Source organism: Stappia sp. (assembly GCF_965276915.1).
Classification (GTDB): domain Bacteria; phylum Pseudomonadota; class Alphaproteobacteria; order Rhizobiales; family Stappiaceae; genus Stappia.
In genome coordinates this window covers 86,509-99,610 of the sequence record NZ_OZ255709.1, presented here as the reverse complement: position 1 = coordinate 99,610, position 13,102 = coordinate 86,509, and the positions used below count along the sequence as shown (strand labels likewise).

Annotated in this window: 13 protein-coding genes; 3 read left to right on the top strand and 10 right to left on the bottom strand. The window is 64.8% G+C overall.

Annotation, left to right across the window (positions count from 1 at the left end):
* Positions 1–45: 45 nt before the first annotated feature.
* Both ACQY46_RS00445 and bfr read right to left on the bottom strand, forming a co-directional pair.
* On the bottom strand, positions 46–1,206 hold the full coding sequence (locus tag ACQY46_RS00445; RefSeq protein ID WP_428698368.1) for a lipase family protein: 1,161 nt from the start codon (positions 1,204–1,206) through the stop codon (positions 46–48).
* Positions 1,207–1,397: 191 nt separating this feature from the next.
* Complete coding sequence (gene bfr, locus ACQY46_RS00440) at positions 1,398–1,883, bottom strand: bacterioferritin (RefSeq protein WP_428698367.1); 486 nt, start codon at positions 1,881–1,883, stop codon at positions 1,398–1,400.
* Positions 1,884–2,154: 271 nt separating this feature from the next.
* On the opposite strand from bfr, the gene ACQY46_RS00435 reads away from it, so the two are divergent.
* Positions 2,155–2,553, top strand: coding sequence for a DUF2177 family protein (locus ACQY46_RS00435; RefSeq protein ID WP_428698366.1), 399 nt, complete (start codon positions 2,155–2,157; stop codon positions 2,551–2,553).
* A 135-nt stretch (positions 2,554–2,688) separates the two neighbouring features.
* The gene (locus ACQY46_RS00430) at positions 2,689–3,447 is read left to right on the top strand and encodes an SDR family oxidoreductase (RefSeq protein ID WP_428698365.1); all 759 of its coding nucleotides are present in this window, start codon (positions 2,689–2,691) and stop codon (positions 3,445–3,447) included.
* 45 nt (positions 3,448–3,492) lie between these two features.
* Here the strand turns inward: ACQY46_RS00430 and urtE are convergent, their stop codons facing one another.
* The 7 genes from urtE to ACQY46_RS00395 all read right to left on the bottom strand — a co-directional run bounded on the left by urtE (position 3,493) and on the right by ACQY46_RS00395 (position 11,394).
* A complete protein-coding gene (gene urtE, locus ACQY46_RS00425) occupies positions 3,493–4,188 on the bottom strand; it encodes an urea ABC transporter ATP-binding subunit UrtE (RefSeq protein WP_428698364.1) in 696 nt (231 codons plus the stop codon).
* Positions 4,189–4,213: 25 nt separating this feature from the next.
* A complete protein-coding gene (locus tag ACQY46_RS00420) occupies positions 4,214–4,732 on the bottom strand; it encodes a hypothetical protein (RefSeq protein ID WP_428698363.1) in 519 nt (172 codons plus the stop codon).
* 86 nt (positions 4,733–4,818) lie between these two features.
* Positions 4,819–5,580: an urea ABC transporter ATP-binding protein UrtD gene (gene urtD / locus ACQY46_RS00415; protein WP_428698362.1), complete on the bottom strand. Its 762-nt coding sequence runs from the start codon at positions 5,578–5,580 to the stop codon at positions 4,819–4,821.
* Between the two features lie 5 nt (positions 5,581–5,585).
* Positions 5,586–6,773, bottom strand: coding sequence for an urea ABC transporter permease subunit UrtC (gene urtC, locus ACQY46_RS00410; protein WP_428698361.1), 1,188 nt, complete (start codon positions 6,771–6,773; stop codon positions 5,586–5,588).
* A gap of 37 nt (positions 6,774–6,810) precedes the next feature.
* Complete coding sequence (gene urtB / locus ACQY46_RS00405; RefSeq protein ID WP_428698360.1) at positions 6,811–8,505, bottom strand: urea ABC transporter permease subunit UrtB; 1,695 nt, start codon at positions 8,503–8,505, stop codon at positions 6,811–6,813.
* A 110-nt stretch (positions 8,506–8,615) separates the two neighbouring features.
* Positions 8,616–9,914 carry an urea ABC transporter substrate-binding protein gene (gene urtA / locus ACQY46_RS00400; protein ID WP_428698359.1) on the bottom strand — a complete coding sequence of 433 codons (1,299 nt, stop codon included), beginning with the start codon at positions 9,912–9,914 and terminating at the stop codon, positions 8,616–8,618.
* A gap of 250 nt (positions 9,915–10,164) precedes the next feature.
* Positions 10,165–11,394 carry a CaiB/BaiF CoA transferase family protein gene (locus ACQY46_RS00395; RefSeq protein ID WP_428698358.1) on the bottom strand — a complete coding sequence of 410 codons (1,230 nt, stop codon included), beginning with the start codon at positions 11,392–11,394 and terminating at the stop codon, positions 10,165–10,167.
* A 241-nt stretch (positions 11,395–11,635) separates the two neighbouring features.
* Between ACQY46_RS00395 and acuI the strand changes: the two genes are divergently transcribed.
* Entirely contained in the window at positions 11,636–12,628 is a 993-nt protein-coding gene (acuI, locus tag ACQY46_RS00390; RefSeq protein WP_428698357.1) for an acryloyl-CoA reductase, read from the top strand.
* Positions 12,629–12,755: 127 nt separating this feature from the next.
* Here acuI and ACQY46_RS00385 read toward each other — a convergent pair whose 3' ends face one another.
* Positions 12,756–12,965 (bottom strand): hypothetical protein, encoded by a 210-nt coding sequence (locus ACQY46_RS00385; protein WP_428698356.1) that lies wholly within the window; start codon positions 12,963–12,965, stop codon positions 12,756–12,758.
* Positions 12,966–13,102 lie beyond the last annotated feature (137 nt).

Genomic DNA, 13,102 nt, shown 5'->3' with positions numbered 1-13,102 from the left:
GAGGCCGGGGCACGTTCGCGACGGGCCGACCGGGGCCGGCGATTGTCATGCCTGCCCGTATTGTTCCTGAAGATAGGTCCAATAGTTGCCGAGATGGTGCTGCCAGAAGAAATCCTTCGGATCGGCCGGATTGCCGCCGGGCACCGCAAACAGCGGGACCATCGAGCCGGCGGTGGTGAAATTCAACGAGAGCTGGATGCGCGAGAGCATGCCGTCGATCGCATCGGCCACCGATGTCCCGTCGAGCCGTGTGCCTGCCGGGAGGCCGGGAAGTGCGTTCTGCGATACGACACCTTCGCGGATGAGCCTCGTCTTGAGATCGCTTGCGACCTCGAGCGCATGGGCAACGGCCTGCAAGCGAGCTGCCTCGACGGCGGGTTCCACGGTGGCGCAGAACGCGGCGATGCGCGGATCGACGAGAGAGGACCGGGCGCCGCCATATTCATGCAGCGGGTTGGGTGTATCGAGATCGCCGGGGATCTGGAGCGTGAACGGCACCTGCGGCACCCATCCTTGCGTGCTGGCGATCGTCCAACCGAGCCCCCTGACACCTGCGATGAAGTCGTAGTCGTATCCGTAGTGATCGTTACCGGGTTTGGCCGGAGCGAAGACATAGGTCTTGCAGGACAGCCCGGACAGTCCGGAAAAGATACCCGAGGCGTGCCCGATGAACGAAGTCAGAAGTGTCGCGATGGAAGCACCCTGGCTGTGTCCGGTGATGAGGATCTCGGCCTGCGGATCGAGCGAGAGCTCGCTCAGCGTGGCAAGCAGCGGGCGATCCGTCGTCAGCAGCATCAACAGCAGACTGAGGCTGAAGCCCAGATGCGTGCCGGCGACAACCGCGCTGCCGGTCTCGTCCCGCGCCAGATGGAAGGGAAGGTCGAGTTTCATGCCGCCGACTTTGATTGCGAGATCGAGCCGGGCATCGACCAGCGGGAACAGCAGGTCCGCGAGGATGCTGGCCTCCGTGTCCACGGTGCCGCGCACGACGATTGCATACTGGCCGGGCCTGTTATCGTTGCGCCAGACCTGCCAGAGATTGTCGAGCAGCGTGGGGGCGGAAGGCGAAAGACTGTCGACCTTCGACCAGCCGAGCTTGTCGGGATCGGGCGTCGGGACGGGGATCGCAGGAACGCCGTAGATCGCCTGCGACAGGGCGATCATCGCGGTTGCCTCGGTGAAATCGAAACCCGGCTGGAGTGCCATGCTGTCGGTTCCTTCTGCCTGCGTGGATGTTGCCACAGCATAGACCGGGGAACCGATTTTGGGTTGTGTATCTTTCAGACTGCGCCTTATGCGGGATTTCTCATGTGCAGGTGCAAACGTACAGGTACAAAAAAGCCGCCACGCGTGTTGCGCGCGGCGGCTGAATGCGGGACAGGCCGTGAGCGAGAGGCCTATTCGGCCTCGTCGGCGGATGCGGAGTTGAGCAGCGAGTAGCGCTCCACGCCGATCTTGTCGAGCAGGTCGAGCTGGGTCTCGAGGAAGTCGATATGGCCTTCCTCGTCGGCCAGAAGCTCCTCGAACAGCTTCATGGTGACGTAGTCGCCTTCGTCGTGACAGATGTCGCGTGACTTGGAATAGGAGGCGCGGGCATCCTGCTCGCCGGCAAGATCGGATTCCAGGACCTCCTTGACATCCTGGCCGATGCGCAGCGGAGCGACCTTCTGCAGGTTCGGGTGGCCCTCGAGGAACAGGATGCGCTCGATGATCTTGTCGGCGTGCTGCATCTCCTCGATGGATTCCGCCCGCTCCTTCTTGGCAAGCTTGGCGAGGCCCCAGTCGTCGAGCATGCGATAGTGCAGCCAGTACTGGTTGACGGCGCCGAGCTCCAGAAAGAGGGCCTCGTTCAGCCTTTCGATAACCTTGCTACTGCCCTTCATGTGATGCTCTCCTTTCGTGTTTCGCAGGCCACGCAGAGTGTGCGAGGGGGCCGCGCTTGATTGTCAATTTAGAATCATTCCAATCGAGTGTGAAGGGGATACGCGAGAAAAGCGCATGCGGATCGACATTTTCCGGTGCATGAACAGGACTGAACGGGCAAAAGGCCGCCCGGCGGCACGGTTCGCGACGGGCTTCCTGATTGCGGCGCCCGGTGAACCGTTGGGCTTCGGATTGCGTTAAACGTAGCAGACGTCACGCAAGGAACCTCCCATGTCGCATGCGATCGCCTTCCTCGGCACAGCCATCGTCTTTTTCGCGCTCGACTACCTGTGGCTTGCCCGGATCGCCGGACCCTTCTACCGCGAGCGACTCGGGACGCTGATGGCGGACGAGGTGAATTTCGCGGTCGCGGGTGCGTTCTATGCCGTCTATGTGGTCGGGATCGTGATCTTCGCGGTCGCTCCGGCATTGCGTTCCGGGCAGTGGCAAGACGCGCTTCTCTACGGATGCCTGTTCGGCTTCTTCGCCTACGCGACCTATGATTTCACCAATCTTGCGACCCTGCGGAACTGGCCGCTCGACGTGACCATTATCGACGTTGCCTGGGGAACCTTCGTGACGGGGGTCTCGGCGACATCCGCCTTTCTGGTTGCCCGCAACTTCGCCTGACCGGCCGGCTGCGGGAGCAGACGCCTTCAAGCTGCCGTCACGACTTGCGTTTTCCGATCCTCCACGTCCATTGTAGGGGCAATGAAGGGTGCCGATGATCAGCGGTGCCGCGGTACGCAAAGCGGAGGAAACGGCATGGCGGGTGCGGGTGATGTTGCGCTGGTGACAGGGGCGACGGCGGGTGTCGGCAAGGCCTGTGCCCTTGCCTTCCTGCGCGCGGGATACCGGACGGTGCTTGCCGGGCGGCGGGCGGCGCTTCTTGACAGCGCCATCGACGAATCCGGCGCCGACCCGGCCAACGCGCTTGCCGTTGCCTGCGATGTCAGCGACCCTGCCGCGGTCGACAGCCTGTTCGACGCGATCCAGAGCCGGTTCGGCCGGCTCGACGTGGTCTTCAACAATGCCGGTACGACGGTGCTGGGAACGCCTGTCGGGGATCTGTCCTTCGAGGACTGGCGCAAGGTGATGTCGGTCAATCTCGACGGGGCGTTCCTGATTGCGCGCGGCGCCTTCCGGGCGATGCGGGCGCAGGATCCGCAAGGCGGGCGGATCATCAACAACGGATCGATTTCGGCCTATGTGCCGCGTCCCGGATCCGTCGCCTATACGGCATCGAAGCATGCGATCACCGGGTTGACGCGGTCGATCTCGCTCGACGGGCGCGCGTGCAACATCGCCTGCGGCCAGATCGACATCGGCAATGCCGCCTCGGACATGACGGTGCGCATGAGCGAGGGCGTGCCTCAGCCCGACGGGACGGTGCGGGCGGAGCCCGTGATGCCGGTGGACAACGTCGCTGTGTCGGTCCTGCACATGGCCAGCCTGCCCCTGGAGGCCAATGTGCAGTTCATGACGGTGATGGCGACGGCGATGCCGTATATCGGTCGCGGCTGACACGCGACCGGACTTGAATCGGCCACGACCGACGCAAGGCGGGTTTCAGACGGTGAGGTGAGCGCGCACGGCGCTTTCCTCCAGCTCGTCGCGGGCGCCGGCCAGAACCACCTCGCCGCGATCCATCACGGCGAAACGGTCGGCGAGATCGCGGGCGAACTCGAAATACTGTTCGACCAGGATGATCGCCATCTCGCCGGTGTCGCGCAGGAAGGAGATTGCCCGGCCGATGTCCTTGATGATCGACGGCTGAATGCCCTCCGTCGGCTCGTCGAGGATGAGCAGGCGCGGTTTCATGACGATGGCACGGCCGATGGCGAGCTGTTGCTGCTGACCGCCGGAGAGATCGCCACCGCGCCGCGACAGCATGTCCTTCAGCACCGGAAACAGCTCGAAGACCGTGTCGGGCACCCGGCGCTCGGTGCGCGGCAGGACGGAATAGCCGGTCTCGAGATTCTCGCGAACGCTGAGCAACGGGAAGATGTCGCGCCCCTGCGGCACCAGGGCAATGCCCTTGCGGGCACGCTGATAGGGCGTCAGGCGCGATATGTCCTCGCCGTTCCAACGGATGGCTCCGCGGGAAATCGGCTGCTGGCCGGCGATCGCGCGCAAGGTGGAGGTCTTGCCGACGCCGTTGCGGCCCATCACGCAGGTGACCTTGCCGGTTTCGGCAGTGAGCGAGACGCTCTTCAGGGCCTGGGCCGCGCCGTAATGGAGGTCGATGGACTCAACGTTCAGCATGTAATCTCCGTTTCGGGCTTGCTCGTCAGTTCAGCAGCTTGCGGTTCAGAACCTGCAGCACCCGCTCCTGCTCCTCGTCCGGCCCGCCGCCAACGTTGCAGACAGCTCTGGCGATGCTGATCAACTGGTGCAGTTCGGACTGATCGAGACGGCTTCTCCAGAGCTTCTGGAATCGCTGGACCGGGTCGTCGGCATTGATGACGTTCTGTGCGATCCAGTCGCAGAAGGTCAGCATCTCCTCCATGTCGCCGGCCGGGACGATCCCCTGCATCCCCTCGCGGATGACGGCCTTGGCCTCGTCCTTGTGAGCGGGCTTTTCCTTCGCCAGGCAGAAGTAGAAAGTTACCGCGGCGATCACCGGATCCTCGATGGACGCCAGGGGGGCATCCTCGACCTTCCGGCGGAACTGCTTGCGCTTGTAGGCTCCGCGCATCCGCTCCACGGAATCGATCACCTCGCTTCCGGCTTCGCGGAGCATTTTCAAGCGCCAGTACCAGATCGCTGCGCCGACGACGATCGTCGCAAGAAGGGCCAAGAATGGCATCGTATATCTCCTGTCGGTTTGCCTCGACGAAAGACACATAGATGGCAACAGCGGCCTTGTTCCAGCGCTGATTGCATGTTCCGTGGTTACCTCCCCAGATAGACATCGATCACCTTCTGGTCGGAGGAAACATGGTCGAGCGAGCCTTCGGCCAGAACCGAACCTTCGTGCAGCACGGTCACCTTGACGTCGAGAGCGCGCACGAAGGTCATGTCGTGCTCGACGACGACGACGGAGTGGGTTTGCGCGATGTCGCGCAGGAGGTCGGCGGTGGCGGCTGTCTCCGCATCGGTCATGCCGGCCGCCGGTTCGTCGATCAGCAACAGTTGCGGGTCCTGGGCGAGCAGCATGCCGATCTCCAGCCACTGTTTCTGGCCATGGCTGAGATCGCCGGCAAGGTCGTCGCGGCGGGGAGAAAGGCGCACCAGGTCGAGCAGCGCATCGATGCGGCCCTGCTCGCCCGGTTGCTGGCTGTGGAACAGGGTCGCGAGCGGCCCGCGCGGCGCCTTCAGGGCGAGTGCGATGTTGTCCTCCACCGTGTGGCTCTCGAAGACGGTGGGCTTCTGGAACTTGCGGCCGATGCCGAAGCCGGCGATTTCCGCCTCGTCATGGCGGGTGAGATCGATGTCCTTGTCGAACCGCAATGTGCCAGTGTCGGGCCGGGTCTTGCCGGTGATGACATCCATCATCGTCGTCTTGCCGGCGCCGTTGGGCCCGATGATTGCCCGCATCTCGTTGCGGCCGATGAGAAAGGACAGGTTGTTGAGCGCCTTGAATCCGTCGAAGGAGACGCTGACACCGTCGAGATAGAGCAGGGAGGAGTGGATCGTCGGGGCTTGCGTGCTCATGCTGTTCACTCCGCTGCCTGGCCCTGCACGGCGTCATCGCTCGTTGCCCGGATGCCGTTGTCGCGATCCTCGTTCGAAGGAGCGGTGCGTGCTCTCCGGGCGGGAAGCCGGGACTTCAGCGTGTTGAAAAGACCGACGATGCCCTTCGGCAGGAACAGGGTAACGGCGACGAAGAGGGCGCCGAGCGCGAAGAGCCAGATCTCGGGAAGGGCGGCGGTGAACCAGCTCTTGGCGAAGTTGACAAGGACGGCACCGATCACCGGTCCGACCAGTGTTCCGCGCCCGCCGACAGCGACCCAGATGACCGCCTCGATGGAGTTGGCCGGGGCGAATTCGCCCGGGTTGATGATGCCGACCTGGGGGACATAGAGCGCGCCGGCAAGGCCTGCCATCATCGCCGAGACCGTCCAGACGAAGAGCTTGTAGTGCTCGACGCGGTATCCGAGGAAGCGGGTGCGGCTTTCCGCGTCGCGCAGCGCGACCAGCACCTTGCCGAGTTTCGATCCGGTGATCGCGATGGCCAGCACCAGCCCTGCGGCAAGGGCGAGAGCCGAGGCGGAAAAGAGGCCGGCGCGGGTGGCGTCCGACTGCACCGGGAAGCCGAGAATGTCCTTGAAGTCCGTCAGCCCGTTGTTGCCGCCGAAGCCCATGTCGTTGCGGAAGAAGGCGAGCAGCAGCGCATAGGTCATCGCCTGGGTGATGATCGAGAGATAGACGCCCGTCACCCGTGAGCGGAAGGCGAACCAGCCGAAGACGAAGGCGAGCAGGCCCGGCACGGCCAGCGCCATGACCATGGCGAAGGGGAAGGTGTCGAAGCCGGTCCAGTACCAGGGCAGTTCCTGCCAGTTGAGGAAGACCATGAAGTCGGGCAGCACCGGATCGCCGTAGACCCCCCGGGTGCCGATCTGGCGCATCAGGTACATGCCCATGGCGTAGCCGCCGAGCGCGAAGAAGGCGGCATGACCAAGCGACAGGATGCCGCAATAGCCCCACACGAGATCGAGCGCGAGGGCGAGCAGCGCATAGGTCAGATATTTGCCGGCGAGCGTCACCGCATAGGTCGGCACATGCAGCGGATGGCTGGCGGGCAGCGCAAGGTTGAGGGCCGGGACGAGGATCGCAGCCGCGACCAGTGCGAGCAGCAGGACAAGGCGGCCGCCGGTCAGCCCGCCGGAGAGATATCGCGAGATCATGGCTGGAGGCTCCGGCTCTGGTTGAAATGCACGGCGCTCACGCTTCCACCGCCCGACCCTTTTGCGCGAACAGGCCGCGCGGGCGCTTCTGGATGAACAGGATGATGAAGACGAGGACGAGGATCTTGGCCAGCACCGCGCCGGCGAAGGGCTCCAGGAACTTGTTGGCGATGCCGAGCGTCATTGCGCCAAGCAGGGTTCCCCAGAGATTGCCGACGCCGCCGAAGACCACGACCATGAAGCTGTCGATGATGTAGGACTGGCCGAGATTGGGCGAGACGTTGTCGATCTGCGACAGCGCCACGCCGGCGATCCCCGCGATGCCGGACCCGAGGCCAAAGGTGAGGGCGTCGACCCACGGCGTGCGGATGCCCATGGATGCCGCCATGCGGCGGTTCTGGGTGACGGCACGCACGTTGAGGCCGAAGCGGGTGAATTTCATCGCGATCAGCAGCGAGGCGAAGACGACGAGCGCGAAGACGAGGATCCACAGCCGGTTGTAGGTGATGGTGAGCTGGCCGATCTCGAAGGCACCCGACATGAAGGCCGGATTGCCGACCTCCTGGTTGGTCGGGCCGAAGATCGAGCGCACCGCCTGCTGCAGGACCAGAGAGACGCCCCAGGTGGCAAGCAGCGTTTCGAGAGGGCGGTTGTGCAGGAAGCGGATGATGCCGCGTTCGATGCCGACCCCGACGGAGCCGGCGACGAGAAAGGCGGCCGGCAGGGCGACCAGAAGCGAATAGTCGAAGAACTCCGGCGCCAGCGTGCGGAACAGGTTCTGGATGACGAAGGTCGTGTAGGCGCCAAGCATCACCATCTCGCCATGCGCCATGTTGATGACACCCATCACGCCGAAGGTGATGGCAAGACCGATGGCGGCGAGAAGCAGGACGGAGCCAAGCGACAGGCCGAACCAGATGTTGCGGGCGGTGTCCCATGCGGCCTGGAGCTTCTGGATATTGGCGATCGCTGCATTCGCCGCTTCGTGAAGGTCGGCCTGCGCGCCGTTCGTCACGGCGGTGAGCAGCGACAGCGCGTCCCGGTCGCCTCGCCCGGCGAGGGTCTCAATCGCGGCAAGCCTGTCGTCGAGCGGAAGATCTGAACTGAGGATCGCGGCGGCACGGGCCTCGCGCATCAGTGTGGCAACCGAAGGGTCGGTCTCGGCGGCAATGGCCGCGTCGAGCGCGGGGATGGCGTCGGCATCGCCGGCCTTGAAGATGGCCTCGGCCGCCTGGGCACGGACGGCGGGATCCGCGGCGCGCAGGGTGAGACCGCCGAGGGCGGAGCGAATCGAGCGGCGCAAGCGGTTGTTGACGCGGACCTTGTCGAGGGCGCCGCCGGACAGGGCGCCGAGATCCGCGCCCGTGAGCGGGTCGGTGAGCGCATAGGCGCCGCCCTTGCGTTTGCCGACAACCACCAGCGCGTCGGACTTGCGGACATAGAGATCGCCCTCGGACAGCGCTTCAAGGGCCGTGACGACCAGCGGGTCACCGGTTTCGGCGAGCCTGGCTACCTGCGCCTCGGTTTCGCTGAAGGAGCCCTTGCCGAGCGCGTTGACGAGCTCCCTGAGGACCGGGTCGACGTCCTGGGACAGGGCGGAGCCGCCGGGTGCGGCAAGGGCTGCAAGAAGAAGGAAAAGGCTGGCGGTCCACGCGGCGGCGGTCCGGCGGGCGCGTTGCGCAAGCCCGGATCGCGTAGGCGAGTTCCGGAAAAAGAATGGGGTCAAGGTCATGAGGAACGAACCTGTCACGAAGCCTGTCCGGGAAGGAATGGGAGAGGCAGGGCAAAGGAGGAGGCGGGTCTGGCGCCCGCCTCCCTCCCCTCTGGATGCGGCAGGCCGGATTAGCTGCCCGAGCCGCCGCACTTGCCCGTGACGGTGTTGAAGTTGCCGCAGGAGAGCGGCTTGCGCCAATCGGCGATCAGGTCCTTGGAGCCGTCGAGATAGTCGGACCAGGCGTCGCCGACGACGAGGCCGGAGGTTTCCCATACGGTCTCGAACTGGCCATCGTCCTGGATCTCGCCGATCAGCACCGGCTTGGTGATGTGGTGGTTCGGCATCATCGCGGAGTAACCGCCGGTGAGGTTCGGCACGGAGACGCCGACGATCGCGTCGATGACCGCATCCGGATCGGTGCTGCCGGCCTTCTCAACCGCCTTCACCCACATGTTGAAGCCGATGAAATGGGCTTCCATGGGATCGTTGGTGACGCGCTTGTCGTCGCCGATATAGGCCTTCCAGGCGGAAATGAACTCGGCATTGGCCGGCGTGTCGACGGACTGGAAGTAGTTCCAGGCGGCGAGATGGCCGACCAGCGGGCCCGTGTCGAGGCCGGCAAGCTCTTCCTCGCCGACGGAGAAGGCGACGACCGGAATGTCCTCGGCCTTGATGCCTGCGTTGCCCAGTTCCTTGTAGAAGGGCACATTGGCGTCGCCGTTGATGGTGGAAACGACGGCGGTCTTCTTGCCGGCCGAGCCGAAGGCCTTGATGTCGGAAACGATCGTCTGCCAGTCGGAATGCCCGAACGGCGTGTAGTTGATCATGATGTCTTCCTCGGCCACACCCTTCGACTTCAGGTAGGCTTCGAGGATCTTGTTGGTCGTGCGCGGGTAGACGTAATCCGTGCCGGCGAGCACCCAGCGTTCGACGCCTTCCTCGTTCATCAGGTAGTCGACGGCGGGAACCGCCTGCTGGTTGGGAGCGGCGCCCGTATAGAAGACGTTGCGCTGGCTTTCCTCGCCCTCGTACTGGACAGGGTAGAAGAGCAGCGAGTTGAGCTCCTCGAAGACCGGCAGGACGGACTTGCGCGAAACGGAGGTCCAGCAGCCGAAGACCGCGGACACGCCATTGACCTGGACCAGCTCGCGGGCCTTTTCGGCGAAGAGCGGCCAGTCGGAAGCCGGATCGACGACCACCGCCTCAAGCTTCTTGCCGAGAAGGCCGCCTTTCTTGTTCTGCTCCTCGATGAGCATCAGCATGGCGTCCTTCAGCGTCGTCTCCGAAATGGCCATGGTGCCGGAGAGCGAGTGCAGGATGCCGACCTTGATGGTCTCTTCCTGGGCGAAGGCGCCGGTGAAGGCGGTGGAGGCCATCAGCGCGCCGAGCGCGAGTGCGGCGATTGAACCTGAGCGATGGTTTTTCATTTGTTTCCCCTCTGTCGCGTCTCCCCGGGAGGAAGAGCCGCGACACAGAGGATCAAGATGCGTGCCAACTCGGCCGCAGATGTTAACGAAACCTTAACCGGCTGGATTCGCTTTGCTTTGCCGGGGCGACCGCCGACAGGGGCGCCTCACCCGGCAAAAAGGCAGGTGCACATGATATCTGCACAATTGTGCATCGCACCAAAAAACTGCACACATTTTCGGCAAACCTGCCGCTGCGGCAGCTGGCGACCTACCGTCCTTCGACGATGCCGGACTGTTCCAGGGCGCTGATCTCGGCATCGGACAGGCCGAGGACGTTCGCAAGCACGCTTCGCGTGTGCTCGCCGAGCACGGGCGGGGCGATCCTGTCGTTGACCGGCGTCTTGGAGAAGCGCAAGGGGCTGGCAACGCCGGGCACCGTGCCGCCGCTGCCATGGGGAAGGGCGGGGTTCATGAGGCCGCGCGCCTTGGCCTGGGGTTCCTCGAACACCTGGTCGATGGTGTTGATCGGGCCGCACGGCACGGCGGCAGCCTCCAGGTCGGCGATCCACTCGCGGGTCGTGCGCGTCTTGATGATCCCGGCGACCATCGGCGCCAGGATTTCGCGGTGGGCGACCCGGTCGCGGTTGACGGCAAAGCGCGGGTCGGCGGCAAGCTCGGGCCGGCCGACGACCTCGCAGAAGCGGACGAACTGGCCGTCATTGCCGACCGCGAGAATAAGGTGACCGTCGGCGCTGGCGAAGACCTCGTAGGGAACGATGGCGGTGTGCGCATTGCCCATGCGCACCGGCGGGGTGCCGGAGACCAGATAGCTCAGCGCCTGGTTGGCGAGCGAGGCGACCTGCACGTCGAACAGCGCGATGTCGAGATGCTGGCCCTCTCCGCTGCGCTCGCGATGGGCAAGGGCGCCGAGAATGGCGATGGTGGCGTTCAGCCCGGTCAGGATGTCGGCGAGTGCAACGCCCGCCTTCTGCGGCCCGCCGCCGGGAAGCGTGTCGCGCTCGCCGGTGACCGACATCAGCCCGGCCATGCCCTGGATCATGAAGTCGTAGCCGGCGCGCTGGGCGTAAGGCCCTGTCTGGCCGAAACCGGTGATCGAGCAGTAGATGAGGCCCGGATTGATCTGCGAAAGGCTGTCGTAGTCGAGGCCGTATTTCTTAAGGCCGCCGACCTTGTAGTTCTCCACCAGAATGTCGGATTTCTTCGCCAGCTCAATGATCAGCGCGCGGCCCTTGTCGCTGGCGATGTCGACGGCAACCGACTTCTTGCCCCGGTTGGCGGCCATGAAATAGGCGCTTTCGCCGGCGGCGGGTCCCTCCGCGACGAAGGGCGGGCCCCAGCCGCGCGTGTCGTCGCCGCTGCCGGGCCGCTCGATCTTGATGACGTCGGCGCCCATGTCGGCCAGCGCCTGCGTCGACCAGGGGCCGGCCAGGACGCGGGAGAGATCGAGCACGCGCAGATGCGACAGCGGAGCGGTCATGATCGGGAAACGCCTTCTTTCCGGAACGTGTGTCCTGCCTTCCTGAATGGGAGGAGGGGCAAGCTTTCCCCGGTCATAGCCCCGGCATCGCCATGCGTCCAATGACTTGGCGTTTCGACATCATTCCGGAGCGTTAGGACCGGTCAGGTGTCTCACCCATCGCCGCGCGGCTTTTCATCGCCCTTGCTGGTCGGTACCAATGAGCGGAGAGATGAAGGACAGGTTCAAGGGGAGGAAAGCCATGAGCTTCAACGCGCTGGTTGTCGACAAGGACGAGGCGGGGGCCGTGTCGGCCAGGGTCGAGGCCGTGACGGAAGACCGTCTGCCGGAGGGCGACGTCACCGTGGCGGTCGAGTATTCGACGCTGAACTACAAGGACGGACTGTGCCTCGGTTCCGGCGGCGGGCTGGTGCGGGCCTGGCCGCATGTGCCGGGCATCGATTTTGCCGGCACGGTCGAGACCTCCTCCGATCCGCGCTATGCGCCCGGCGACAAGGTGGTGCTGACGGGCTGGCGCGTCGGCGAGGTGCGCTGGGGCGGCTACGCCCAGAAGGCGCGGGTGATGGCCGACTGGCTGGTGCCTTTGCCGCAGGGCCTCACCACCCGCGATGCCATGGCGGTCGGCACGGCCGGCTTCACCGCCATGCTGGCGGTGATGGCGCTGGAGGATCACGGGCTGAAGCCGGGAGGCGGCCCGGTGCTGGTCACGGGCGCGGCCGGCGGCGTCGGCTCGGTCGCCACGGCACTTCTTGCAGCACTTGGTCACGAGGTCGCAGCTGTGACCGGCCGGCCGGAAACGGCGGATTATCTGAAAGGGCTGGGGGCGACGACCATTGTGTCTCGCTCGGATCTGGCGGAGACCGTCAAGCGGCCGCTGGAGAGCGAGACCTGGGCGGGCTGCGTCGACGCCGTCGGCGGGGCGATGCTGGCGCGGGTGCTGGGGCAGATGAAATACGGCGCCTCGGTCGCGGCCGTCGGCCTTGCCGGCGGTGCGGGTCTGCCGGCGACGATGATCCCCTTCCTGCTGCGGGCAGTCAACCTGCTCGGCATCGATTCCGTCATGCGCCCGTACGAGGACCGGGCGCGGGCCTGGAGCCGTATCGCCTCGGACATGCCGATGGAGAAGCTCGCGCAGATGGTCCGCCCGGCGACGCTGACGGATCTGCCGGATCTCGGTCAGGCGATCCTGAAAGGCGGCGTGCGCGGACGCGTTGTCGTCGACGTCAACGCCTGAACAAGGACAGCGAAGCGAACATGAGCCCGGGCGCGATGGTGTCCGGGCCGATACGGGCAACGGCCTTGCCGGCGATCCCGCAGGCCATCCGGTCGCGGGTCGGCGCCGGAACCCGGCCGAAAGGGCTCTAGAATTCCTCGTAGTAGATGCCCTTTTGCGCAAGCCGCCATTGTTTCAGCTGCTTTTCGCTGCTCTTGCGCATCCGTTCCATGTGCTCTTCGTGCAGCTTGCGCGAATGGGCCTCCAGATCTTTGCGGATTTCCCGATGGAATTTCTCGGTCTCCGCCTTTTCTTCTTCAATCTGCTTTTTGGTCTTTCCCCAGTTTGCGAAACTCATTTTCGGGTCCCCTCGTTATTCGCGAATTCCCCTAAAGGTTGCACTGTACCATCCTGCCATCGCGATTTGAAGTTCTCCGTCCGCCGTGGCCGTCTTCCCTTTCACACGGGGCTTCGCTACCAATGAGCCGCCTCAGG